This window comes from Paenibacillus sp. FSL H3-0469, assembly GCF_038051945.1.
Classification (GTDB): domain Bacteria; phylum Bacillota; class Bacilli; order Paenibacillales; family Paenibacillaceae; genus Paenibacillus_AQ.
Map to the genome: position 1 here is coordinate 4,573,464 of NZ_CP150302.1, position 21,659 is coordinate 4,595,122.

A 21,659-nucleotide genomic window follows, 5' to 3' on the forward strand; every position below is an offset into this window, starting at 1 on the left:
CGGGGCGGAGCCGTTTCTTCTTTTGTATAGTGAGTAAGAGAGGATGAAGAACATGACGGAAGAAATCAACAACGTCGAAGCTACTGAGAATGAATTAAGTGAATTGCTGCAGATCCGCCGGGGCAAGCTGGACGAGCTCCGCGCACTCGGGATCGATCCGTTCGGCAAGAAATATGAGCGTACCGCTGCTGCTGGCGATCTTCTGGCCAAATACGACGGGCAAACCAAGGAAGAGCTGGACGAGCTGGCGCTGGAGGTCAGTGTGGCCGGGCGAATTATGGCGAAACGGGTCATGGGCAAGGCAAGCTTTTCTCATATCCAGGACCTTAGCGGCAAAATCCAGATCTATGTGCGCCAGGACAGTATCCCTGAGTCACAATACGCAGCCTTCACTATTCTTGATCTGGGCGATATCGTCGGTATCCGGGGAACCCTGTTCAAGACAAAGACCGGCGAAACCTCTATTAAAGTGGATAACCTTGAGGTGCTGTCCAAGTCCCTGCTTCCGCTTCCTGAGAAGTATCATGGTCTGAAGGATGTAGAACTCCGCTACCGTCAGCGTTATGTGGATCTGATCATTAACCCTGAGGTACAACAGACCTTCATCATGCGTTCACGGATTATCCAGTCGATGCGCCGTTATCTGGACTCACTGGGCTACTTAGAGGTGGAGACGCCAACCCTGCATGCCATCGCAGGCGGAGCAGCGGCCCGACCATTCATTACCCACCACAATACGCTGGATATGCAGCTGTATATGCGGATTGCCATTGAACTGCACCTGAAGCGTCTAATCGTCGGCGGTCTGGAGAAAGTCTATGAGATTGGCCGTGTATACCGTAATGAAGGTATTTCAACACGCCATAATCCGGAATTCACAATGATCGAGCTGTATGAAGCGTATGCGGATTACAAGGACATTATGCATCTGACAGAGAGCCTGATCGCTCATATTGCCCAGGAGGTACTTGGCTCCCAGGTAATTAATTATCAGGGACAGGAAGTGGATCTGTCTCCAGGCTGGCGCCGCGTGACTATGGTGGATGCCGTTAAGGAAGTAACCGGGGTGGACTTCGGTGTTCAGATGACGGATGAAGAAGCACAGGCTCTGGCTAAGGAACACCGGGTTCCGGTGGAGAAGCATATGACCTTTGGACATATCCTCAATGCGTTCTTCGAGCAGTTTGTGGAAGAGACGCTGATTCAGCCAACCTTCGTAATGGGACATCCTGTAGAGATCTCACCGCTTGCTAAAAAGAATGAAGAGGACCCGCGCTTCACCGACCGGTTCGAGCTGTTCATTGTAGCCCGCGAGCATGCCAATGCGTTCAGCGAGCTTAATGATCCGATTGACCAGCGCCAGCGCTTCGAAGCACAGATTCACGAGAAAGAGCAGGGCAATGATGAAGCCCATGAGATGGATGATGATTTCATCCGTGCTCTGGAGTACGGCATGCCGCCAACAGGGGGCCTTGGAATCGGTGTAGACCGTCTGATCATGCTGCTGACCAATTCAGCGTCTATCCGTGATGTACTGCTGTTCCCGCATATGCGTAATAAAGACTAAGGGTTTCTCTTAGTCCGACCCGGATAACTAAGAGAGCTGCTCAGGCAGTTCTCTTGGCATCGGGGGATTAAATGCTCTGGTCAAATGATTTAGAAATAATGCTTGCAATGAATCTCTATCCGTGATATATTCTATTTCTGGCCGCGAAACATCAACGCCGAGCTCGAAAAGAAGTTAAAAAAGAGCTTGCATTGATCGGCTGGATGTGATATATTATAAGAGTTGCTGGTGACGCGATGAGCGGCGCTGACAACGAGCTTGATCTTTGAAAACTGAACAACGAGTGAGTATCTGGAGATCACTTCGGTGAGATCCAAATTAGAGGATGTAACAATTCTCGTCAGATGTTTCAAAATGAGCAATCGCTCTTTCTAAATACTAATTTGGAGAGTTTGATCCTGGCTCAGGACGAACGCTGGCGGCGTGCCTAATACATGCAAGTCGAGCGGAGTTTGAAAGGAAGCTTGCTTCCTTTCAGACTTAGCGGCGGACGGGTGAGTAACACGTAGGCAACCTGCCCTCAAGCCTGGGATAACTACCGGAAACGGTAGCTAATACCGGATAATTTCTTTCTTCTCCTGAGGAGAGAATGAAAGGCGGAGCAATCTGCTGCTTGGGGATGGGCCTGCGGCGCATTAGCTAGTTGGTGGGGTAACGGCCCACCAAGGCGACGATGCGTAGCCGACCTGAGAGGGTGAACGGCCACACTGGGACTGAGACACGGCCCAGACTCCTACGGGAGGCAGCAGTAGGGAATCTTCCGCAATGGGCGCAAGCCTGACGGAGCAACGCCGCGTGAGTGATGAAGGTTTTCGGATCGTAAAGCTCTGTTGCCAGGGAAGAACGTCCGGTAGAATAACTGCTACCGGAGTGACGGTACCTGAGAAGAAAGCCCCGGCTAACTACGTGCCAGCAGCCGCGGTAATACGTAGGGGGCAAGCGTTGTCCGGAATTATTGGGCGTAAAGCGCGCGCAGGCGGTTATTTAAGTCTGGTGTTTAAACCTTGGGCTCAACCTGAGGTCGCACTGGAAACTGGGTGACTTGAGTACAGAAGAGGAAAGTGGAATTCCACGTGTAGCGGTGAAATGCGTAGATATGTGGAGGAACACCAGTGGCGAAGGCGACTTTCTGGGCTGTAACTGACGCTGAGGCGCGAAAGCGTGGGGAGCAAACAGGATTAGATACCCTGGTAGTCCACGCCGTAAACGATGAGTGCTAGGTGTTAGGGGTTTCGATACCCTTGGTGCCGAAGTTAACACAGTAAGCACTCCGCCTGGGGAGTACGGTCGCAAGACTGAAACTCAAAGGAATTGACGGGGACCCGCACAAGCAGTGGAGTATGTGGTTTAATTCGAAGCAACGCGAAGAACCTTACCAGGTCTTGACATCCAACTAACGAAGCAGAGATGCATTAGGTGCCCTTCGGGGAAAGTTGAGACAGGTGGTGCATGGTTGTCGTCAGCTCGTGTCGTGAGATGTTGGGTTAAGTCCCGCAACGAGCGCAACCCTTGACTTTAGTTGCCAGCAGGTTGAGCTGGGCACTCTAGAGTGACTGCCGGTGACAAACCGGAGGAAGGTGGGGATGACGTCAAATCATCATGCCCCTTATGACCTGGGCTACACACGTACTACAATGGCCGGTACAACGGGAAGCGAAGCCGCGAGGTGGAGCCAATCCCAGCAAAGCCGGTCTCAGTTCGGATTGCAGGCTGCAACTCGCCTGCATGAAGTCGGAATTGCTAGTAATCGCGGATCAGCATGCCGCGGTGAATACGTTCCCGGGTCTTGTACACACCGCCCGTCACACCACGAGAGTTTACAACACCCGAAGTCGGTGGGGTAACCCGCAAGGGAGCCAGCCGCCGAAGGTGGGGTAGATGATTGGGGTGAAGTCGTAACAAGGTAGCCGTATCGGAAGGTGCGGCTGGATCACCTCCTTTCTATGGAGAATCGTTTCCTGCAACGGAAACATTCAAATCGGAAGCTTCGCTTCCAAACCAATCAGGTTTAGGCCTGTTACTCACTCGTTGGTCAGTTTTGAGAGTTTAAGCTCTCATCTTTACCTTTGATCCTTGAAAACTGGATACCGAAACGAATTTGCGTTTTAGAACATCTTTTAGCTGAAACTTGTGTAAGCAAGTGGAAATAGTTATTAGTTGCTACCGTGATTTTCCTTAGGGAAAACACATTGGTTAAGCTACTAAGAGCACACGGAGGATGCCTAGGCGCCAGGAGCCGACGAAGGACGTGGCGAACAACGAAACTGCCTCGGGGAGCTGTAAGCAAGCTTTGATCCGGGGGTGTCCGAATGGGGAAACCCAGCTGTGGTAATTCGCAGTTACTCGTATCTGAATACATAGGATACGCAGAGGCAGACCAGGGGAACTGAAACATCTAAGTACCCTGAGGAAGAGAAAACAATAGTGATTCCGTCAGTAGCGGCGAGCGAACGCGGAACAGCCTAAACCAAGAGGCTTGCCTCTTGGGGTTGTGGGACGTCTCACATGGAGTTACAAAGGAATATGGTAGGCGAAGAGGTCTGGAAAGGCCCGCGATAGAGGTAAAAGCCCTGTAGCCGAAATGGTATTCTCTCCGAGACGGATCCCGAGTAGTGCGGGGCACGTGAAACCCCGTATGAATCCAGCAGGACCATCTGCTAAGGCTAAATACTACCTGGCGACCGATAGTGAAACAGTACCGTGAGGGAAAGGTGAAAAGCACCCCGGAAGGGGAGTGAAATAGAACCTGAAACCGTGTGCTTACAAAAAGTCAGAGCCCTTTTTATGGGTGATGGCGTGCCTTTTGTAGAATGAACCGGCGAGTTACGTTTAACATGCAAGGTTAAGGTGAGAAGCCGGAGCCGCAGCGAAAGCGAGTCTGAATAGGGCGATTTAGTATGTGGACGTAGACCCGAAACCGTGTGATCTACCCCTGTCCAGGGTGAAGGTGCGGTAACACGCACTGGAGGCCCGAACCCACGCATGTTGAAAAATGCGGGGATGAGGTGGGGGTAGCGGAGAAATTCCAATCGAACTCGGAGATAGCTGGTTCTCCCCGAAATAGCTTTAGGGCTAGCCTCGGTGAATGGAGTGGTGGAGGTAGAGCACTGATTGGGTGCGGGGCCCGCAAGGGTTACCAAGCTCAGTCAAACTCCGAATGCCATTTACTTCTTGCCGGGAGTCAGACAGTGAGTGCTAAGATCCATTGTCAAAAGGGAAACAGCCCAGACCATCAGCTAAGGTCCCCAAGTGTGTGTTAAGTGGGAAAGGATGTGGAGTTGCACAGACAACCAGGATGTTGGCTTAGAAGCAGCCACCATTGAAAGAGTGCGTAATAGCTCACTGGTCGAGTGACTCTGCGCCGAAAATGTAACGGGGCTAAACACACCACCGAAGCTATGGCTAGATACTTTGTATCTGGGGTAGGGGAGCGTTGTATATACGTTGAAGGTGTACCGTAAGGAGCGCTGGAGAGTATACAAGTGAGAATGCCGGTATGAGTAACGAAAAGATCAGTGAGAATCTGATCCGCCGAAAGCCCAAGGTTTCCTGAGGAAGGCTCGTCCGCTCAGGGTAAGTCGGGACCTAAGGCGAGGCCGAAAGGCGTAGTCGAAGGACAACAGTTTGAAATTACTGTACCACCGTAATCCGCTATGAGCGATGGGGTGACGCAGGAGGGTAGTGACGCGGACTGATGGATGTCCGTCTAAGCAGTGAGGCTGGTGTGTAGGCAAATCCGCACACCGTAAGGCTGGGCTGTGATGGGGAGCGAAAATTACAGTAGCGAAGGTCATGATCTCACACTGCCAAGAAAAGCCTCTAGTCAGGAGAAGGTGCCCGTACCGCAAACCGACACAGGTAGGCGAGAAGAGAATTCTAAGGCGCGCGGAAGAACTCTCGTTAAGGAACTCGGCAAAATGACCCCGTAACTTCGGGAGAAGGGGTGCCTCGGTAGGGTGAATAGCCCGAGGGGGCCGCAGTGAAAAGGCCCAAGCGACTGTTTAGCAAAAACACAGGTCTGTGCGAAGCCGTAAGGCGAAGTATACGGGCTGACGCCTGCCCGGTGCTGGAAGGTTAAGGGGAGCGGTTAGGAGCAATCCGAAGCTGTGAACCGAAGCCCCAGTAAACGGCGGCCGTAACTATAACGGTCCTAAGGTAGCGAAATTCCTTGTCAGGTAAATTCTGACCCGCACGAATGGCGTAACGACTTGGGCGCTGTCTCAACGAGAGATCCGGTGAAATTTTAATACCTGTGAAGATGCAGGTTACCCGCGACAAGACGGAAAGACCCCATGGAGCTTTACTGCAGCTTGATATTGAATTTGGGTACGATCTGTACAGGATAGGTGGGAGCCGTGGAGGCAGGAGCGCAAGCTTCTGCGGAGGCGCCGTTGGGATACCACCCTGATCGTATCTAGGTTCTAACCTAGTGCCCTTATCGGGTACGGGGACCGTGTCAGGCGGGCAGTTTGACTGGGGCGGTCGCCTCCTAAAGAGTAACGGAGGCGTTCAAAGGTTCCCTCAGAATGGTTGGAAATCATTCGCAGAGTGCAAAGGCATAAGGGAGCTTGACTGCGAGACCTACAAGTCGAGCAGGGACGAAAGTCGGACTTAGTGATCCGGTGGTACCGCATGGAAGGGCCATCGCTCAACGGATAAAAGCTACCCTGGGGATAACAGGCTTATCTCCCCCAAGAGTCCACATCGACGGGGAGGTTTGGCACCTCGATGTCGGCTCATCGCATCCTGGGGCTGAAGTAGGTCCCAAGGGTTGGGCTGTTCGCCCATTAAAGCGGTACGCGAGCTGGGTTCAGAACGTCGTGAGACAGTTCGGTCCCTATCTGTCGTGGGCGCAGGAAATTTGAGAGGAGCTGTCCTTAGTACGAGAGGACCGGGATGGACGTACCGCTGGTGCATCAGTTGTTCCGCCAGGAGCATGGCTGAGTAGCTACGTACGGACGGGATAAGCGCTGAAAGCATCTAAGCGTGAAGCCCCCCTCAAGATGAGATTTCCCAATTAGTAAGACCCCTTGAAGACGACGAGGTAGATAGGTTGGAGGTGGAAGTGCAGCAATGCATGGAGCTGACCAATACTAATCGGTCGAGGGCTTATCCAAAAGCTACCCCAAAAAGTGAAGATGACGCTGACGAAGCGGATTCCGAGTACTTTCCGGGGGCCCCGTAAGAAGGGCAAACACAAATTCGTTTCGGATTCAGTTTTCAGGAATCAAATTCCTGAAGCATTTACGCTGTAAATGCCCGTTTGGTGGCGATAGCGGAGGGGTTCCACACGTACCCATCCCGAACACGACCGTTAAGCCCTCCAGCGCCGATGGTACTTGGACCGAAGGGTCCTGGGAGAGTAGGACGTTGCCAAGCACGTAAGACCACTGTTGAAATCTCAACAGTGGTCTTTTTGTATTTTCGGTGATGCCGCCGAAATTCGCTCAATTGTCCACTGGACACGGACTTTAGTCCAAGAATTCGCTTACTGGAGGGCGGATAGCCTAATCCCTTCACAGAGCGGTGTAATATTCTTGACAGGCCAAATACCCTTTGCTAAGATAGCTCTAATATATTTTTGGACAAGCCTCTCAAACCTTAACAGAAGACACAATTATGTATAACTCCCAGGCCACTACCGCTGTCTATCGGGTATGGACTTGACGCAGGAGTTTCTTTATTCATAAGTTGGCGGGCGGGTAGAGAAAAGAATTTAGAGGAGGAATGACCCAGGTGTGGGAAGATAAGTTTGGTAAAGAGGGATTCACTTTTGATGATGTGCTGCTGGTTCCGCGTAAATCCGAGGTATTACCTAAGGAAGTGGATCTAACCACTGTACTCAGCAAGAATGTGAAGCTGAATATCCCTTTGATGAGTGCAGGTATGGACACAGTCACAGAAGCCGCTATGGCGATTGCTATCGCCCGTGAGGGCGGGATCGGCATTATTCATAAGAATATGTCCGTAGAGCAGCAGGCAGAAGAGGTAGACCGTGTGAAGCGCTCGGAGAGCGGGGTTATTACCAATCCTTTCTCACTTACGCCGGACCACTGGGTATCCGATGCTGAAGTCCTGATGGGCAAATACCGTATCTCAGGTGTGCCTATCGTAGATGAAGAGGGCAAGCTTGTCGGTATTCTGACGAACCGCGATCTGCGTTTTATCCATGATTTCAATATTCAGATCAAAGAAGTGATGACTCATGAGAATCTCGTTACAGCTGCTGTAGGTACCACTCTTCAAGAGGCGAAGGGCATTCTGCAGCGTCACAAGATTGAGAAGCTGCCGCTGGTAGACGAGCATAATATTCTTAAAGGTCTCATTACTATTAAAGATATAGAGAAAGCCATCCAGTTCCCTAACGGTGCCAAGGATGCCCACGGACGTCTGCTGGTTGGAGCAGCAATCGGGATCTCCAAGGATACGCTGGAGCGGACAGAAGCATTGGTAAAAGCCGGTGTGGACCTGATTACTGTGGATTCCGCACATGGCCATCACATCAATATTATCGATGCGGTGCGTAAGCTGCGCGAGACTTATCCTGATCTGACGATCGTAGCCGGTAATGTGGCTACAGGTGAAGCTACCCGCGAATTGATTGAAGCAGGAGCTTCCGTAATCAAGGTGGGTATTGGCCCGGGATCTATCTGTACTACCCGCGTAATTGCCGGAATCGGCGTTCCGCAGGTTACCGCGATCTACGATTGTGCGACAGTAGCCCGTGAATACGGCATTCCGGTGATTGCTGACGGAGGAATTAAGTACTCTGGTGAGATTACCAAAGCCATCGCCGCTGGTGCTGCTGCAGTCATGATGGGAAGCCTGTTCGCTGGCACGGAAGAAAGTCCCGGAGAGTCGGAAATCTATCAGGGACGTAAGTATAAGGTATACCGCGGCATGGGCAGCATGAGCGCCATGAAGCAAGGCAGTAAAGACCGTTACTTCCAGGATGATGATAAGAAGCTGGTACCGGAAGGCATTGAGGGCCGTGTAGCCTTTAAAGGGCCATTGTCTGACACGGTTCACCAATTGATTGGCGGACTGCGCTCCGGTATGGGCTATTGCGGAACGAAGACATTAGAAGAGCTGCGCAATGATACCTCGTTCATCCGGATCACTGGAGCGGGCCTGCGTGAGAGTCATCCTCATGATGTACAGATCACCAAGGAAGCTCCGAACTATTCCCTATAAGCCGGGAAGACTCGCCTATTTTGTTGACAGGCAGGACTAATTTAGTCCTGCCTGTCTTTTTTTGCAGGTACCCCTGTGTTAGAATAGAACAAGCACTGATCTGAGGATTAAAGGAGAGTTAATCATTGAAGGCCAAGCGAAAACTAAGCAGTAAGCAAATTGTGATTAAGACTGTGGCAGCAGGTCTGCTTTTAAATATGTTGGCATTTCCTGCGGCTTCTGCGATGGCAGAGGCAGTGAATAAACCGGCTACCACAGAGGCTGGAACCAAGGCGGCGGCTACCCCTGCCAAAACGGCAGTAGCCAAGATTCCAACCGTGGAATCCCTAGGGCTGAAATTGAAATCTGCAGTATTGATTGAACCTACTACAGGTGAAGTTCTGCTCTCGCTTAATGCGGACCAGCCTATGCCTCCGGCAAGTATGACGAAGATGATGACAGAATACCTTGTAACAGAAGCGGTGAATAGCGGCAAGATTTCCTGGGATCAGAAGGTCATTATACAGGAGAATGCGTCCAAGCAGATCGGCTCACGTATTTTTTTGGCAGCGGGCGATGAACATACGGTTAAAGAACTCTACATAGCGATGGCGGTAGGCTCTGCCAATGATGCTACAGTTGCTCTGGCTGAACTGGTATCCGGCTCGGAGCAGCAGTTTGTGACCCAGATGAATGAGACCGCACAGAAGATGGGGATGAAGACGGCTTATTTCATTAATTCCACCGGTCTGGACCGGAAGGACATGCCTGCCAAATACCGGCCTGAAGAGGACCGTGAGACGGTAATGTCTGCAATGGATGCGGCTATTCTTGCTAAGTATATTGTTACGGACCATCCTGAGTTTACAGATTTTACGACAATTCAATCGTATAAATTCCGTGAGCGTGATTCCAAGCCGATGATTAACTACAACTGGATGCTGGAAGCCAATAAGGATATCCCCAATTTCAAGGCTTACGCTTATCCGGGACTGGACGGATTGAAGACCGGACATACGACCAACGCCGGTAACTGCTTCACCGGTACTGCGGTGCGTGACGGCATGCGTCTAATCAGCGTAGTAATGGGAGCGGACTCCGAGGCCCACCGTTTCACCGAAACGAAGAAGGTGCTGGATTTCGGCTTTAATAATTTTGAGATTAAGCAGGTAGTTGCACCTAAGGCCGTGATTGCCGGCACTGAGACTGTGCCTGTGCTGAAGGGCAAGAATAAAGAGGTATCCGTAGTGACGGATGCTGGTGTAACGTTCATGGTTCCTAAGGGTACTGTATCGCCGCAGATCAAGACTACTGTGGTCACGAATGATCCGGCTACGCTAGTCGCTCCGATTGCCGGAGCCAGCAAGGTAGGTAAGGTCACGTACTCCTATAAGATTGAAGGAATGTCTCAGACACAAGAGAAGACGGTGAACCTGATTACTGCCGAGGAAGCGGAGAAGGCGGGCTGGTTCAAGCTGCTGCTGAGAGCCATCGGTGATTTTTTCGGTGATCTGTTCAAAGGAATTAAAAACCTGTTCTAGCCTCACAGGGGCACTGGCCCCGGCTTCACGACAAAATCCCAGTAAATAGGTTGTGTATATTACAGCCTTGCGGTAAAATTACATGTTAGATTAGGTTAGATCTAACGGGAGGCGTAGATATGGAAACAGGAACTTCGCGAGTCAAAAGAGGCATGGCAGAAATGCAAAAAGGCGGCGTCATTATGGACGTCATGAATGCAGAGCAGGCGAAAATTGCTGAGGCCGCGGGCGCAGTTGCCGTTATGGCCCTGGAGCGTGTACCTTCCGATATCCGCGCTGCGGGTGGTGTCGCACGTATGGCTGATCCTACTATTGTAGAAGAGGTCATCAAGGTAGTAAGTATTCCTGTGATGGCCAAAGCGCGGATCGGCCACTATGTGGAAGCCAAGGTTCTCGAATCTTTGGGTGTAGACTATCTCGATGAGAGTGAAGTGCTTACTCCTGCCGATGAAGTGTTCCATATCAATAAACGCGAATTCACGGTTCCTTTTGTATGCGGAGCCAAGGATCTTGGGGAAGCGCTGCGCCGGATTGGCGAAGGAGCCTCTATGATCCGTACCAAAGGTGAGCCGGGAACCGGCAACATCGTGGAAGCGGTCCGCCATATGCGCCACATCAACAGCCAGATCCGCAAGGTGACTGGGCTGTCGCCTGATGAGCTATATCATGAAGCTAAGACGCTGGGTGTTCCTTATGAGCTGCTGCTGGAGGTTCACGAGCTGGGCAAGCTGCCTGTCGTTAACTTCGCAGCCGGTGGTGTAGCTACGCCTGCCGATGCCGCACTCATGATGCATCTGGGTGCTGACGGGGTGTTTGTCGGCTCGGGCATTTTCAAATCGGACAATCCTGAGAAGTTCGCCCGTGCCATCGTCGAAGCGACAACTCACTTCACGGATTACAAGTTGATCGCTGAAGTGTCCAAGAATCTGGGCGCTCCGATGAAGGGTATTGATATCGCCACGTTGTCCCCGGCTGAGCGCATGTCGGAACGCGGCCGTTAATAGAGAGAAGGCTTCCGGATGAGAATTGGAGTGTTGGCGCTTCAAGGCGCTGTTACAGAGCATATTGTCAGTATTGAGAAGACCGGCGCGCAGGGCCTGCCTATTAAGCGTATAGAGGAGCTAGACGGGATAGATGGTCTGATCATTCCCGGCGGTGAGAGTACGACGATTGGCAAATTAATGCGCAAATATGGCTTTATTGAAGCGATCCGTGAGTTCGCGGATCAAGGTAAGCCTATTTTCGGCACATGCGCCGGCATGATTGTGCTGGCAAAGCGGATTGCCGGAGATGAAGCCGGTCATCTGGAGCTGATGGATATTACCGTGGCCAGGAATGCCTTTGGCCGCCAGCGGGAAAGCTTTGAATGTGATCTGGAGGTTAAGGGGATTGCTGAGCCCGTACGGGCGGTATTTATCCGCGCTCCGCTTATTGACGAGGTGGGTCCTGATGTTGAGGTGCTTACGCTCTATAAGGATGAAATTGTAACCGCGCGCCAGGGCAATCTGCTGGCCTGCTCGTTTCACCCGGAATTGACTGATGATTACAGGCTGCATCAATATTTTGCCGGCATGGTAGAAGACAGTATTGCAGCCAATCTATAGAACCGCATATAAGGACACTTTGACTCTTTCAAAGCTGCAAGCAAAACAGCATTTTGAAAGAGTTTGGGCTGTTTTCAGGAGGGAAACTTTGTGTTAGATGTTAAAGTATTGCGCAGCGATTATGCAAGAGTAGAAGAGGCACTGAATAAAAGAGGAAAGTCGCTGGAGTTGATATCCGGCTTCCCGGCGCTGGATCAGCGCCGCCGTGAGTTGCTTCAGGAAACTGAAGGGCTCAAGAACCGCCGGAACACTGTATCCGGAGACGTAGCCAAGAAGAAGAAGAATGGTGAGCCTGCTGATGATCTGATCGCAGAGATGCGTACGGTATCTGACCGGATAAAGGAATTGGATGATGAGGTGCGTGAGCTTGAGGTCAAGATTGATGAGCTGACGATGAGCATCCCGAATATTCCGCATGAATCGGTGCCTGTGGGCACCTCCGAAGCAGACAATGTTGAAGTGCGCCGCTGGTCAGAGCCTACAGAGCTTGGATTCACTCCAAAATCTCATTGGGAGCTGGCACAGCAGCTGGATATCATTGATTTTGAGGCAGCGGCGAAGGTTACGGGCTCCCGGTTTGTCTTCTATAAAGGATTGGGTGCCAGACTGGAGCGTGCCCTGATCAATTTCATGATGGACCTGCACAGCGGGGAACATAATTATGAAGAGATGCTGCCGCCTTATATTGTTAATAAGGACAGCCTCTATGGAACAGGGCAGCTGCCCAAATTCGAAGAGGACCTGTTCAAGCTGCGGGATACAGAGTATTATCTGATTCCTACGGCCGAAGTGCCTGTGACGAACTATTACCGTGAAGAGATTATGACGGCTGGTGATCTGCCGAAGTATCATGTAGCCTACAGCTCTTGCTTCCGTTCTGAGGCAGGTTCTGCCGGACGCGATACCCGTGGTCTGATCCGCCAGCATCAGTTCAACAAGGTGGAGCTGGTGAAGCTGGCCAGCCCGGAGAGTTCCTATGAGGAGCTGGAGAAGATGACAGCCGACGCTGAGCGCGTGCTGCAGCTTCTGGGGCTGCCCTACCGCGTTCTGCTGCTCTGTACGGCGGATATGGGATTCACCTCTGCCAAGACGTATGACCTTGAGGTATGGCTGCCTGAGAGCGGCATGTACCGCGAGATCTCCTCATGCTCCAACACCGAGGACTTCCAGGCGCGCCGGGCCAATATCCGCTACCGTAAGGACCCGAAGGCTAAGCCTGAATTCGTGCATACGCTGAATGGCTCTGCGTTGGCTGTAGGACGTACCGTAGCAGCTATTCTGGAGAATTACCAGCAGGAGGACGGAAGTGTGCTGATTCCGGAATGCCTGCAGCCGTATATGCGTAATGTGAAATCCATTTCTGCAAAAACAGCTCAATAATAATAGTTGCATATTATTTGCGGGGCGTGGTATAATTCCTAATGCATGTGAAATTTCATTGCATTGGAGAGGTACCGAAGCGGTCATAACGGGGCGGTCTTGAAAACCGTTAGGGTGCAAGCCCACATGGGTTCGAATCCCATCCTCTCCGCCATTCCTTTACATCTAAATAAGTGCAGATAGAAGCCGTTCTCTCACGAGGACGGTTTTTTTGTATCCGCTAAGGTCTCTTTTTCACCGGAAGCTGTTCCAGCGGGAATAAAAATCCGGCTTTCTCCGCAATGTATTAGAGAAGGAGGCTGATGATAAAGATGGACCGACAATTGCAAGTAGATCAGCAGAGTCTGGTGTCTGCCTGGCAGGAGCGGCTGCCCGAACTGATGGAGAATGGAGATAGCTTCAGAGTGCAGGGGGATGCGGCCAACCAGAACAGTCTGCTTATTCATTTCAATGCAGCAGGACGGCAGGGGTATTCGCTGGATTTCCGCTGTACCTATGTGGATAGCCGCGAGGTTGCTGTAGATCTGCTTGACGCCGAGCAGGCCGGGGTGCATGCGGATGAACAGCTGGATGCTGTTCAGCTGTTGGCGCAGCAGTATACGAGACAGATTCATGAATGTGCCCAAGCCCTTCAGGGCTTAACCAATCCATAGGAGGCTAATCCAATGAGCAAACCCAAGAGCATGCCTGTACCCGGCGTACAGCAGGACAATCAGGGACCCCGCAAAGAGCGTCATTCTTCAGGTCCGGCGCCGTTATCCGGGTCTAAAAAGGTGAAGCAGGCCAACCATGTGGACCATCATAATCCGCAGGGTTAAATACAATTTTAAATGAAAATGAAGAGAAATGTTTCTCATAATTGCCAAATGGTTTATCATTAGGGAGGGGAAAGAATTTTTTTACATGGGAGAGGAGAAAAATAATGAACAAAAAGTGGGGGTTATCCGCTGCTGCGTTACTGTTAACTGCTGCAGTAATTCTGCCGGGATGTGCAAAGAAAGAGGAGCCTAAGGAGGCTCTGACTTCAGCTGCAGCCAAAGCTACAGCTATGACATCTTACGAAATGAAGACAAAATTAGTTATTAATGATCTGTCGATAGACACAGGTACCAATGAAGCAGATGCTTCAACGGGCCAGATGCTCAGCATGCTTAAGAACGCCGAGCTTACCATCGATGGAGTCTACCAGGCAGAGCCGATGCAGACAGAAATGACAACTGTTCTGAATCTGAAAGGGGACATGGCTATGTCCTTCACAGTTCCAATGGTGATGACCGGACAGAAGCTGTATGTCAAAATACCTTCGATTCCGTTCCTGCCGATCCCTGAGACGATCGTTAACAAATTCGTAGAGCTGGATCTGAAGCAGCTGGCTGAAGAGCAGGGGGCTGAATTCAATCCTGCACAGATGGATGCACAGAAGGTGCAGAAGCTGTCGAATGAAGTGATGAATACCTTGCTTGGTGAATACGATCAAGCCAAGTATTTCAATGATATCAAACCGAAGGATGCAAACCTGCCTGAAGGCGTAGAAGCCAAGCAGGTAGTTCAATTCCAGGTTACCAACGATAACGTCAAAGAGGCACTCACCATTCTGGTGAACAACGCTATGCCGAAGATTATTGATATTCTGGGCAAAGAAGAATACAAGGATCTGCTGCAGGTTGAGCCTGCCAAGCTGGCCGAAGCCAAGGAACAGCTTCAATCCAGTGAAGCCCGTGCAGAGTTCGACAAGAGCCTGGCTGATCTGAACAAGCACCTCACTATTAACCAGTTCCATCTGAATACCGCAGTCAACAAAGATGATTATCCGGTATACCAGGATATGCTCATGAACATCAAGGTTAGTGATCCTGACAAGGGTGAGAATGTTACCTTATCAATGAATGCAAGCAACCAATACAGCAAGATCAATGAGAAGCAGACCTTCAAGATTGGCATTCCGCAAGGCGATGATGTCATCACTCTGGAAGAGCTGCAGCAGCAGTTCGGGAACACAGGTACGAGTACTTATTAATACCATAGTTCCGCAAGCTAAAGACCCGTATGAGCGATTTCTGCTTATACGGGTCTTTAGCTTGCACATATGAAGGTTAAGGGGATTGCTGTTCCTCTGGCAGGAACTCCTCAGCCAGAATGGCGTAGGTGCGGTGATCCTGCCATTCGCCGTTGATCCGGATGAAGCGGCGTGCAATTCCTTCAGCCTGGAAGCCGTTCTTCTCCAGCACTCTGCGTGAACCGGTATTATGAGGCAGGATAGCAGCCTGTACCCTGTGAAGCCCCAGGGAGCGGAAGGCGTACCCGAGGATCAGGTGCACAGCAGCGCTGGTATGTCCTTGCCCTTGCTGCTCATGATCGATCAGATAGCCGATATCGCAGAATTGTCCGACTCCCCTCACTACGTTAGAGATCGTAATCTGGCCGATCAGCTCTCCGCTGAGCAGATAAATGCCGAACATATACGCCCGGTCCAGCCGGGCTTCCAGGATACGCTGGTTAATTAGCTGATGCTGGCTCTCCAGGGTGAAGTAATCTTCATCACGCAGGGGTTCGAATTGCTGGTGCGCGGTACGGTTGCGCAGACGAAGGCTTAGCAGCTCCTCAGCATCCTTAAGCTCCAGCAGCGAGAGATAGATCCCCTGTGCGTTGTTATACAGCTTGTAGGACATCTCGTATTCTCCTAATAAGTATAATATGTTAATGGACTTTCTAGAGCTTCGCAGGCCGCTTCCGCAGCTTGCGGAAGAAGGAGGTCAGCAGCTCCGCGCACTCCTCCTGCATCACGCCCTGGATGACCTCTGTGCGGTGGTTAAAGCGTGACTCCTCCAGCAGGTTCATCAGGGTCCCAGCACAGCCGGCCTTGGGGTCTGGCGTGCCATACACGGTAAGCGGCAGCCTGGACTGCACCATCGCCCCTGCACACATGGGACAAGGCTCCAGGGTAACATAGAGCCGGCAATCAAGCAAACGCCAGGAGCCCAGGACTGTACTGGCTTCCCGGATCGCCACCATCTCTGCATGGGCAGTGGAGTCGAGCGTTGTCTCACGCAGATTATATCCGCGGCCAATAATTTGGCCTCCGTGGACGACCACGGCACCAATCGGTACTTCGCCCAAGGCCTCAGCCTTGCGGGCTTCTCCTATCGCTTCTGTCATCCAATGTTCATGAATGGCCCGCTCCTCCGGCGGCAGTTCTTCAAGCCTGGTAATCAAATGCATCTTCCCTTCTTCTATGCCCATTGTCCAACGAACAAATATTCGTTCTTAACAAATTGTGCATAACTCTGTGGATAACGACCGACTTATACACAAAATTGTGCACATCGCGATTTAGCAAAATGTTTATATGTGCATAACCTGTGGATGGTTTCTTACCTATTGTAGAGAAAGTGTCCCGATAATTCAATATCTGCCAGCGCCCGGCTGTAGGGAAAGGCCTTTTCAAATGGAAGGGCAAAAGGTATGATTATGTTGAATGCCCGCTAGGATTTACCAGCGGATAAGAGGTGAACAATACGCTTGTCCATAAAAACGAAACTATCAGCGATTATTTTTGGCTCGGTGCTCTTAATCTTGATGCTTAATCTTACACTCAATCTTTATGCTGCCCGGAATAATCTGCGTAATGAGAGCGTAAGCAACATGAAGATCACTGCGAAGCAGGTTGCCGTATCGGTGGAGCAGAGCGGCTACAGCTCGAATTACGTGCAGGATAAAATTGCCCAGAACCTGCGGTTGACTGCCATTCTGGCGTCCTATGAGCTGGACCCGGATATCAGGAATATTACTAATCAACAATTGAAGGCGCTATCCACCAAGCTGGGGGTGTCGAATATCTCGCTGCTGGTGAAGACTGCGGATGATATTATCGTAGCCAAATCTTCAGATCCTGCAGAGATTGGACTTTCGACCAAGGGCATGGGTTTTTGGTATGTGGCTTTTCTGGAGCTGTTTGCAGGCCAGCGCGTATCTGTCGATCAGGGGCAGTCCCTGGAGAATTTCTGGTCCGGGCCGTTTGAATATTCAACCTCCAATCCGGAGTATATTGATAAATGGGGCTATTATTATGACGGGGCCCGCAATTATATCATAGATCCGTTCGTCCGGAGTACAGCGGTAAGCGATTATGTCAAAATTATGAGTCCTGATGAGATCATCCAGGAATCCAAAGCTGTAAATCCCGGGATTCTGGAGATTACGGGAATTAATCCGAAGACCTTCGGAGCCTCAAGCATGCTGCCTGATGGCACAGATCCCAAGAACACGAAGCTGCGGAACCGTCCTATTCAGTACGGCACCTATTCATATGGCAATATTACAGAGGACAAGGCGGCTATCCGTGAAGCATTGAATAAGGGCGAGCCGGTAACGCTGGATACGAAGGCGCTGGGTAAAAGAGTGCTCAAAAGCTTCATTCCGATTAAGCGCCCGGGAGCCGCGGATTATGTGATCAGTGTAGTCATGGACTACCAGGCGATCTCCTCGGTCATCCGGGAGCAGCTGTTCAATAATATCACTACCTCGGTGTTGCTGCTGATTATCTTCCTTCTGGCCAGTTATGTCCTGGCCGGTGTAGTTACACGCCCGATTCAGGATATACTGGCTAAGGTCAATGATGTGGCGAAGGGAAAATTTGAGCCTCCGCTTAATGTATCCAGCCGTGATGAGCTTGGACAGCTGGCCCAGCGCATCAATGCGATGACCTCACATCTGCTGCAGCATACGAACCGGCTGGGGCAGACACTGGAGGAGAACCGTGCGGTGAAGGAGCATCTGGAGTCAGTGATTAACGGCACTTCAGATGCCATCCACACCGTGGATATGGAGGGACGGATCATCAGTACGAACAGAGCCTTCGAGGACCTCTATGGATGGGGTGCTGCGGATGCGCTGGTCAAGCCGCCTTATCTGGTTCCTGCCACCGTGCAGCAACAGGAGAGTATACGATTGCAGCAGCTTAAGGACGGAGCATCTCTGTCGCCTGTTGAGACTGTCAGGCTGAAGCGTGACGGCTCCCTGGTAGAGGTCAGCGTCAGCAGCTCGGTTATCCGGGATGAAGAGGGCAACCCGCAGTCTGTTGTCCATGTATCCCGTGACATGACCGAGCGCAACCGGATTGAGGAGCTGCTTAGACGCTCGGAGAAGCTGACTACAGTCGGCCAGCTTGCGGCAGGCGTTGCCCATGAGATCCGCAATCCCTTGACCACCCTGCGGGGCTTCCTGCAGCTTCAGCAGGAGAAGAAGGTTCTCGTTCCGCTGCATATTGATCTGATGCTCTCGGAGCTGGACCGGATCAATATGATTGTCAGTGAGTTCCTGATTCTGGCGAAGCCGCAGGCGGTTCATTTCCAGCAGAGGGATCTGCGGCATATTGTCGGCGATGTCATCTCGCTGCTGGACAGTCAGGCCCACCTGTTCGGTATTGAATTCACCACGCATTTCTCGGGAGTACCCGCCATGGTGCATTGTGAAGAGAATCAGCTGAAGCAGGTATTTATCAATGTGATCAAAAATGCAATAGAAGCGATGCCAGACGGGGGAACGATTACCGTGGAGCAGCAGGAGCAGGCGGATTCTGTCGTTATTGTGATTACAGATGAGGGCGGAGGCGTCCCTGAGGATATGCTGCCTAAGCTGGGGGAGCCGTTCTTTACGAATAAAGAGTCCGGAACCGGGCTTGGCCTAATGGTCAGCCAACGGATCATTCAGGCCCATAAGGGCAGCCTGGAGATTAGAAGCGAGTATGGCCGGGGGGCACAGGTAATCATCAAGCTGCCTGAAGCGAAGGAGCAAGTACCTCCGGCCGGTATGAATATAGAACGGAGTGAAGACGAACATGAGAATCAATAAATTCATCAGTGAGACAGGCTACTGTTCACGCCGTGAAGCAGACAAGCTGGTTGAGGGAGGACGGGTCACCATCAACGGTGAGCCCGCTATGCTGGGCAGCCAGGCAGAAGCCGGAGATATTGTGCTGATTGACGGCCAGCCGCTTCAGACGGGCAGCAGGATCGTGTATATCGCGCTTCATAAGCCGGTGGGCATTACCTCTACCACAGAAGCGCATATTCAAGGCAATATTGTCGATTTCATAGGGCATGAGGAGCGGATATTCCCGATCGGGCGGCTCGACAAGGATTCAGAGGGATTGATTCTGCTAACCAATGACGGTGACATTGTTAACAAAATATTGCGCGCGGAAGGCAAGCATGAGAAGGAATATGTAGTCACTGTAGATCGGCCCGTTACGCCTTCTTTCCTGACCGGTATGTCCACCGGCGTGAGAATTCTGGGCAGCAAGACACTGCCTTGTGAGATTACGCGGATTAGTGAGCGGGTATTCCGTATCGTGCTGACCGAAGGCAAGAACCGGCAAATCCGCCGCATGTGCAGCGCCTTCGGTTATGAAGTGCGGCGGCTGCAGCGTATCCGGGTAATGAATATCCGCCTTGGCGCGCTGAAGACCGGAGAATGGCGGGAGCTGTCTCAAGAGGAGAAGCAAGAGCTGGGAGCTATGCTGAACTATCAGCTGCAATAAGCTGCCGGGAGCGGCGGGCAAACTAAAAGAGCTGTTCTGACGGGCCGGATAGGCCCTTCAGAACAGCTCTTTCTTTATTTGCCGGGAGCGGCCAACTGAGAGACATCCGTAGTCTCGGCAGCAGCATCCTTATATTTACGAAGGATGGACACTTCTACCCGGCGGTTCTTGGCCCGCCCGGCAGCCGTAGCATTGCTGGCTATGGGATGATATTCGCCAGAGCCGGTCGGGCTGAACTTCGTCGGGTCCAGGTTGGGATTTAGCAGAAGGATCTTCATGAATTGAAGGGCCCGGGCTACACTGAGATCCCAGTTGGAGGAGTACATGCTGTTGGAGATCGGGATATTATCCGTATGTCCCTGTACCAGCACTTCATAATCGGGAAATTGCTGGAGCATGTTGGAGATCGACTTGGCCAACTGGCGGGATTCATCCTTCACTACAGCCTGTCCCGAAGCGAACAGGGCATTATCGCTAATCGTGATCATCAGCTGGGACTGATTCAGCTTCGTGCTAAGCAGATCGGTCATTCCATTGTTCTTGATGTACTGGTCGAACTGCTTCTTCAGCTTCTCCAGATCTTCCTGCTCCTTGGCACGGAGCTTGGACAGATCGGAGGTGCCGGTATTCTTGGCAATCACGCTGTTCATTTTATCCTGCTTGCCCTGGTCCAGCTGGGTGTTGGTCGGAGAATCCGACCGGTACTCCAGGACGCCGCCGCCGCCGCTGAGTGCTGAATTGAAGGCTTCAGCCATCTGCTGGAATTTCACGGCGTCCGTAGCGCTCATGGCATACATAACAAGGAACAGAGCAACGAGCAGGGTCATCAGATCGGAATAGGGAAGCAGCCAGGATTCATCGGCATGCTCTTCATGTTCCTCATGCCTAGTCTTTTTGCTCACTGGAAGCCCCCTCCTTCTCGCTCAGCTTGGCACGCTCGGACGGAGTCAGGAAGACGGACAGCTTCTGGTTAATGGCAATGGTAGATACCCCGGATTGAATGGAGAGCAGGCCCTCCACCATCATCAGGCGGACTTCAATCTCGCGTTTGGATATCCGCTTCAGCTTGTTCGCCATAGGGTGCCACATAACATAACCGGTGAATATCCCGAGCAGGGTTGCAATGAAGGCACCGGCAATCGCATGGGCCAGGACGTCCATGTTACTCATATCCCCCAAGGCGGCAATCAGCCCGATAACAGCACCGAGTACCCCCAGCGTAGGTGCGTACATCCCGGCCTGGGAGAAAATCAAGGCTCCGGCTTTATGTCTGTCTTCAGTGGCATGAATATCTTCCATTAATACATCACGGACGAACTCCTGATCGTTTCCGTCAATAATCATCCGCATGCCGTTTCGGAGGAAGTTATCTTCAATCTCATCGACATTGGACTCCAGGGCAAGCAGCCCTTCGCGGCGGGTAATGGAAGCCCATTCCATAAACATGGTAATCAGTTCGGGCTTGCCGACCATTTTTTTCTTCGTAAAAAGGATTTTCAACAGCTTAGGGAAATTCTTGACTTCCGACATCGGAAAGGCCATGAAGATGGAGGCAGCCGTGCCAAGAAAAATAATGACATAGGCAGCGGGGTTGTTCAAGCTTGCAAGCGGAGCATGCTTGAGTATCATCCCCCAGATTACTGCGATCAGACCAAAAACCAGGCCTAGAATTGTTGAGATTTCCATTTATGCACCTCGTCCATGAGAATTAAGAAGTGATCGACTAACCGCGTAATTCGTCCTTGAACCGCGGGAGAACACTCTGTTCGTAACCAAATCACGTATATTCTTCTTTATCGACATCATTCCCTTTTTTGTGAAGTGATTTTTTCGGCTATAATAGATAAGGTAGGTTA

The 21,659-nt window shown here is 51.4% G+C and carries 15 protein-coding genes, 1 tRNA gene and 3 rRNA genes; 15 read left to right on the forward strand and 4 right to left on the reverse strand.

What is annotated here, in order from left to right:
* Nucleotides 1–52 precede the first annotated feature (52 nt).
* The 13 genes from lysS to NSS83_RS20245 all read left to right on the forward strand — a co-directional run bounded on the left by lysS (nucleotide 53) and on the right by NSS83_RS20245 (nucleotide 15,282).
* On the forward strand, nucleotides 53–1,567 hold the full coding sequence (gene lysS, locus NSS83_RS20185) for a lysine--tRNA ligase (RefSeq protein ID WP_341183132.1): 1,515 nt from the start codon (nucleotides 53–55) through the stop codon (nucleotides 1,565–1,567).
* A 380-nt stretch (nucleotides 1,568–1,947) separates the two neighbouring features.
* Nucleotides 1,948–3,508, forward strand: a 16S ribosomal RNA gene (locus NSS83_RS20190).
* A gap of 250 nt (nucleotides 3,509–3,758) precedes the next feature.
* Nucleotides 3,759–6,684 (forward strand): 23S ribosomal RNA (locus tag NSS83_RS20195).
* A gap of 145 nt (nucleotides 6,685–6,829) precedes the next feature.
* Nucleotides 6,830–6,946: ribosomal RNA gene (rrf, locus tag NSS83_RS20200) — 5S ribosomal RNA — on the forward strand.
* Together the 16S, 23S and 5S rRNA genes form the textbook arrangement of a ribosomal RNA operon.
* 357 nt (nucleotides 6,947–7,303) lie before the next feature.
* On the forward strand, nucleotides 7,304–8,761 hold the full coding sequence (guaB, locus tag NSS83_RS20205) for an IMP dehydrogenase (protein WP_076084859.1): 1,458 nt from the start codon (nucleotides 7,304–7,306) through the stop codon (nucleotides 8,759–8,761).
* A 125-nt stretch (nucleotides 8,762–8,886) separates the two neighbouring features.
* On the forward strand, nucleotides 8,887–10,281 hold the full coding sequence (locus NSS83_RS20210) for a D-alanyl-D-alanine carboxypeptidase family protein (protein WP_341183131.1): 1,395 nt from the start codon (nucleotides 8,887–8,889) through the stop codon (nucleotides 10,279–10,281).
* Nucleotides 10,282–10,400: 119 nt separating this feature from the next.
* On the forward strand, nucleotides 10,401–11,282 hold the full coding sequence (pdxS, locus tag NSS83_RS20215) for a pyridoxal 5'-phosphate synthase lyase subunit PdxS (protein WP_341183130.1): 882 nt from the start codon (nucleotides 10,401–10,403) through the stop codon (nucleotides 11,280–11,282).
* An 18-nt stretch (nucleotides 11,283–11,300) separates the two neighbouring features.
* Nucleotides 11,301–11,885 carry a pyridoxal 5'-phosphate synthase glutaminase subunit PdxT gene (pdxT, locus tag NSS83_RS20220; RefSeq protein ID WP_341346353.1) on the forward strand — a complete coding sequence of 195 codons (585 nt, stop codon included), beginning with the start codon at nucleotides 11,301–11,303 and terminating at the stop codon, nucleotides 11,883–11,885.
* A gap of 90 nt (nucleotides 11,886–11,975) precedes the next feature.
* On the forward strand, nucleotides 11,976–13,265 hold the full coding sequence (gene serS, locus NSS83_RS20225) for a serine--tRNA ligase (RefSeq protein WP_341183128.1): 1,290 nt from the start codon (nucleotides 11,976–11,978) through the stop codon (nucleotides 13,263–13,265).
* A gap of 65 nt (nucleotides 13,266–13,330) precedes the next feature.
* Nucleotides 13,331–13,419 (forward strand) — tRNA-Ser (locus NSS83_RS20230).
* 157 nt (nucleotides 13,420–13,576) lie between these two features.
* On the forward strand, nucleotides 13,577–13,918 hold the full coding sequence (locus NSS83_RS20235; RefSeq protein ID WP_341346354.1) for a hypothetical protein: 342 nt from the start codon (nucleotides 13,577–13,579) through the stop codon (nucleotides 13,916–13,918).
* A gap of 12 nt (nucleotides 13,919–13,930) precedes the next feature.
* Nucleotides 13,931–14,083 (forward strand): small acid-soluble spore protein P, encoded by a 153-nt coding sequence (locus NSS83_RS20240; protein WP_340750421.1) that lies wholly within the window; start codon nucleotides 13,931–13,933, stop codon nucleotides 14,081–14,083.
* Nucleotides 14,084–14,187: 104 nt separating this feature from the next.
* Entirely contained in the window at nucleotides 14,188–15,282 is a 1,095-nt protein-coding gene (locus NSS83_RS20245) for a DUF6612 family protein (protein WP_341183127.1), read from the forward strand.
* 76 nt (nucleotides 15,283–15,358) lie between these two features.
* Here NSS83_RS20245 and NSS83_RS20250 read toward each other — a convergent pair whose 3' ends face one another.
* Both NSS83_RS20250 and tadA read right to left on the reverse strand, forming a co-directional pair.
* Nucleotides 15,359–15,934: a GNAT family protein gene (locus NSS83_RS20250; RefSeq protein ID WP_341346355.1), complete on the reverse strand. Its 576-nt coding sequence runs from the start codon at nucleotides 15,932–15,934 to the stop codon at nucleotides 15,359–15,361.
* A 40-nt stretch (nucleotides 15,935–15,974) separates the two neighbouring features.
* On the reverse strand, nucleotides 15,975–16,475 hold the full coding sequence (tadA, locus tag NSS83_RS20255) for a tRNA adenosine(34) deaminase TadA (protein ID WP_341348752.1): 501 nt from the start codon (nucleotides 16,473–16,475) through the stop codon (nucleotides 15,975–15,977).
* Between the two features lie 432 nt (nucleotides 16,476–16,907).
* On the opposite strand from tadA, the gene NSS83_RS20260 reads away from it, so the two are divergent.
* Nucleotides 16,908–19,115 carry an ATP-binding protein gene (locus tag NSS83_RS20260; RefSeq protein ID WP_341346356.1) on the forward strand — a complete coding sequence of 736 codons (2,208 nt, stop codon included), beginning with the start codon at nucleotides 16,908–16,910 and terminating at the stop codon, nucleotides 19,113–19,115.
* Nucleotides 19,102–19,803, forward strand: a complete 702-nt coding sequence (locus NSS83_RS20265) for a pseudouridine synthase (protein WP_339252725.1) — start codon at nucleotides 19,102–19,104, stop codon at nucleotides 19,801–19,803. Before NSS83_RS20260 ends, NSS83_RS20265 begins: the two co-directional genes overlap by 14 nt.
* A gap of 74 nt (nucleotides 19,804–19,877) precedes the next feature.
* On the opposite strand, the gene motB is transcribed toward NSS83_RS20265, so the two are convergent.
* Complete coding sequence (motB, locus tag NSS83_RS20270; RefSeq protein WP_341183123.1) at nucleotides 19,878–20,705, reverse strand: flagellar motor protein MotB; 828 nt, start codon at nucleotides 20,703–20,705, stop codon at nucleotides 19,878–19,880.
* Nucleotides 20,689–21,489: a flagellar motor stator protein MotA gene (motA, locus tag NSS83_RS20275; RefSeq protein ID WP_036724422.1), complete on the reverse strand. Its 801-nt coding sequence runs from the start codon at nucleotides 21,487–21,489 to the stop codon at nucleotides 20,689–20,691. Before motA ends, motB begins: the two co-directional genes overlap by 17 nt.
* Between the last annotated feature and the right edge of the window lie 170 nt (nucleotides 21,490–21,659).

Coding starts and splice junctions, on each gene's coding strand:
- lysS (WP_341183132.1), top strand. CDS start 53: ATGACGGAAGAAATCAACAACGTCGAAGCTACTGAGAATGAATTAAGT.
- pdxS (WP_341183130.1), top strand. CDS start 10,401: ATGGAAACAGGAACTTCGCGAGTCAAAAGAGGCATGGCAGAAATGCAA.
- pdxT (WP_341346353.1), top strand. CDS start 11,301: ATGAGAATTGGAGTGTTGGCGCTTCAAGGCGCTGTTACAGAGCATATT.
- NSS83_RS20235 (WP_341346354.1), top strand. CDS start 13,577: ATGGACCGACAATTGCAAGTAGATCAGCAGAGTCTGGTGTCTGCCTGG.
- NSS83_RS20240 (WP_340750421.1), top strand. CDS start 13,931: ATGAGCAAACCCAAGAGCATGCCTGTACCCGGCGTACAGCAGGACAAT.
- NSS83_RS20245 (WP_341183127.1), top strand. CDS start 14,188: ATGAACAAAAAGTGGGGGTTATCCGCTGCTGCGTTACTGTTAACTGCT.
- NSS83_RS20250 (WP_341346355.1), bottom strand. CDS start 15,934: ATGTCCTACAAGCTGTATAACAACGCACAGGGGATCTATCTCTCGCTG.
- NSS83_RS20260 (WP_341346356.1), top strand. CDS start 16,908: ATGAAGATCACTGCGAAGCAGGTTGCCGTATCGGTGGAGCAGAGCGGC.
- NSS83_RS20265 (WP_339252725.1), top strand. CDS start 19,102: ATGAGAATCAATAAATTCATCAGTGAGACAGGCTACTGTTCACGCCGT.
- motA (WP_036724422.1), bottom strand. CDS start 21,489: ATGGAAATCTCAACAATTCTAGGCCTGGTTTTTGGTCTGATCGCAGTA.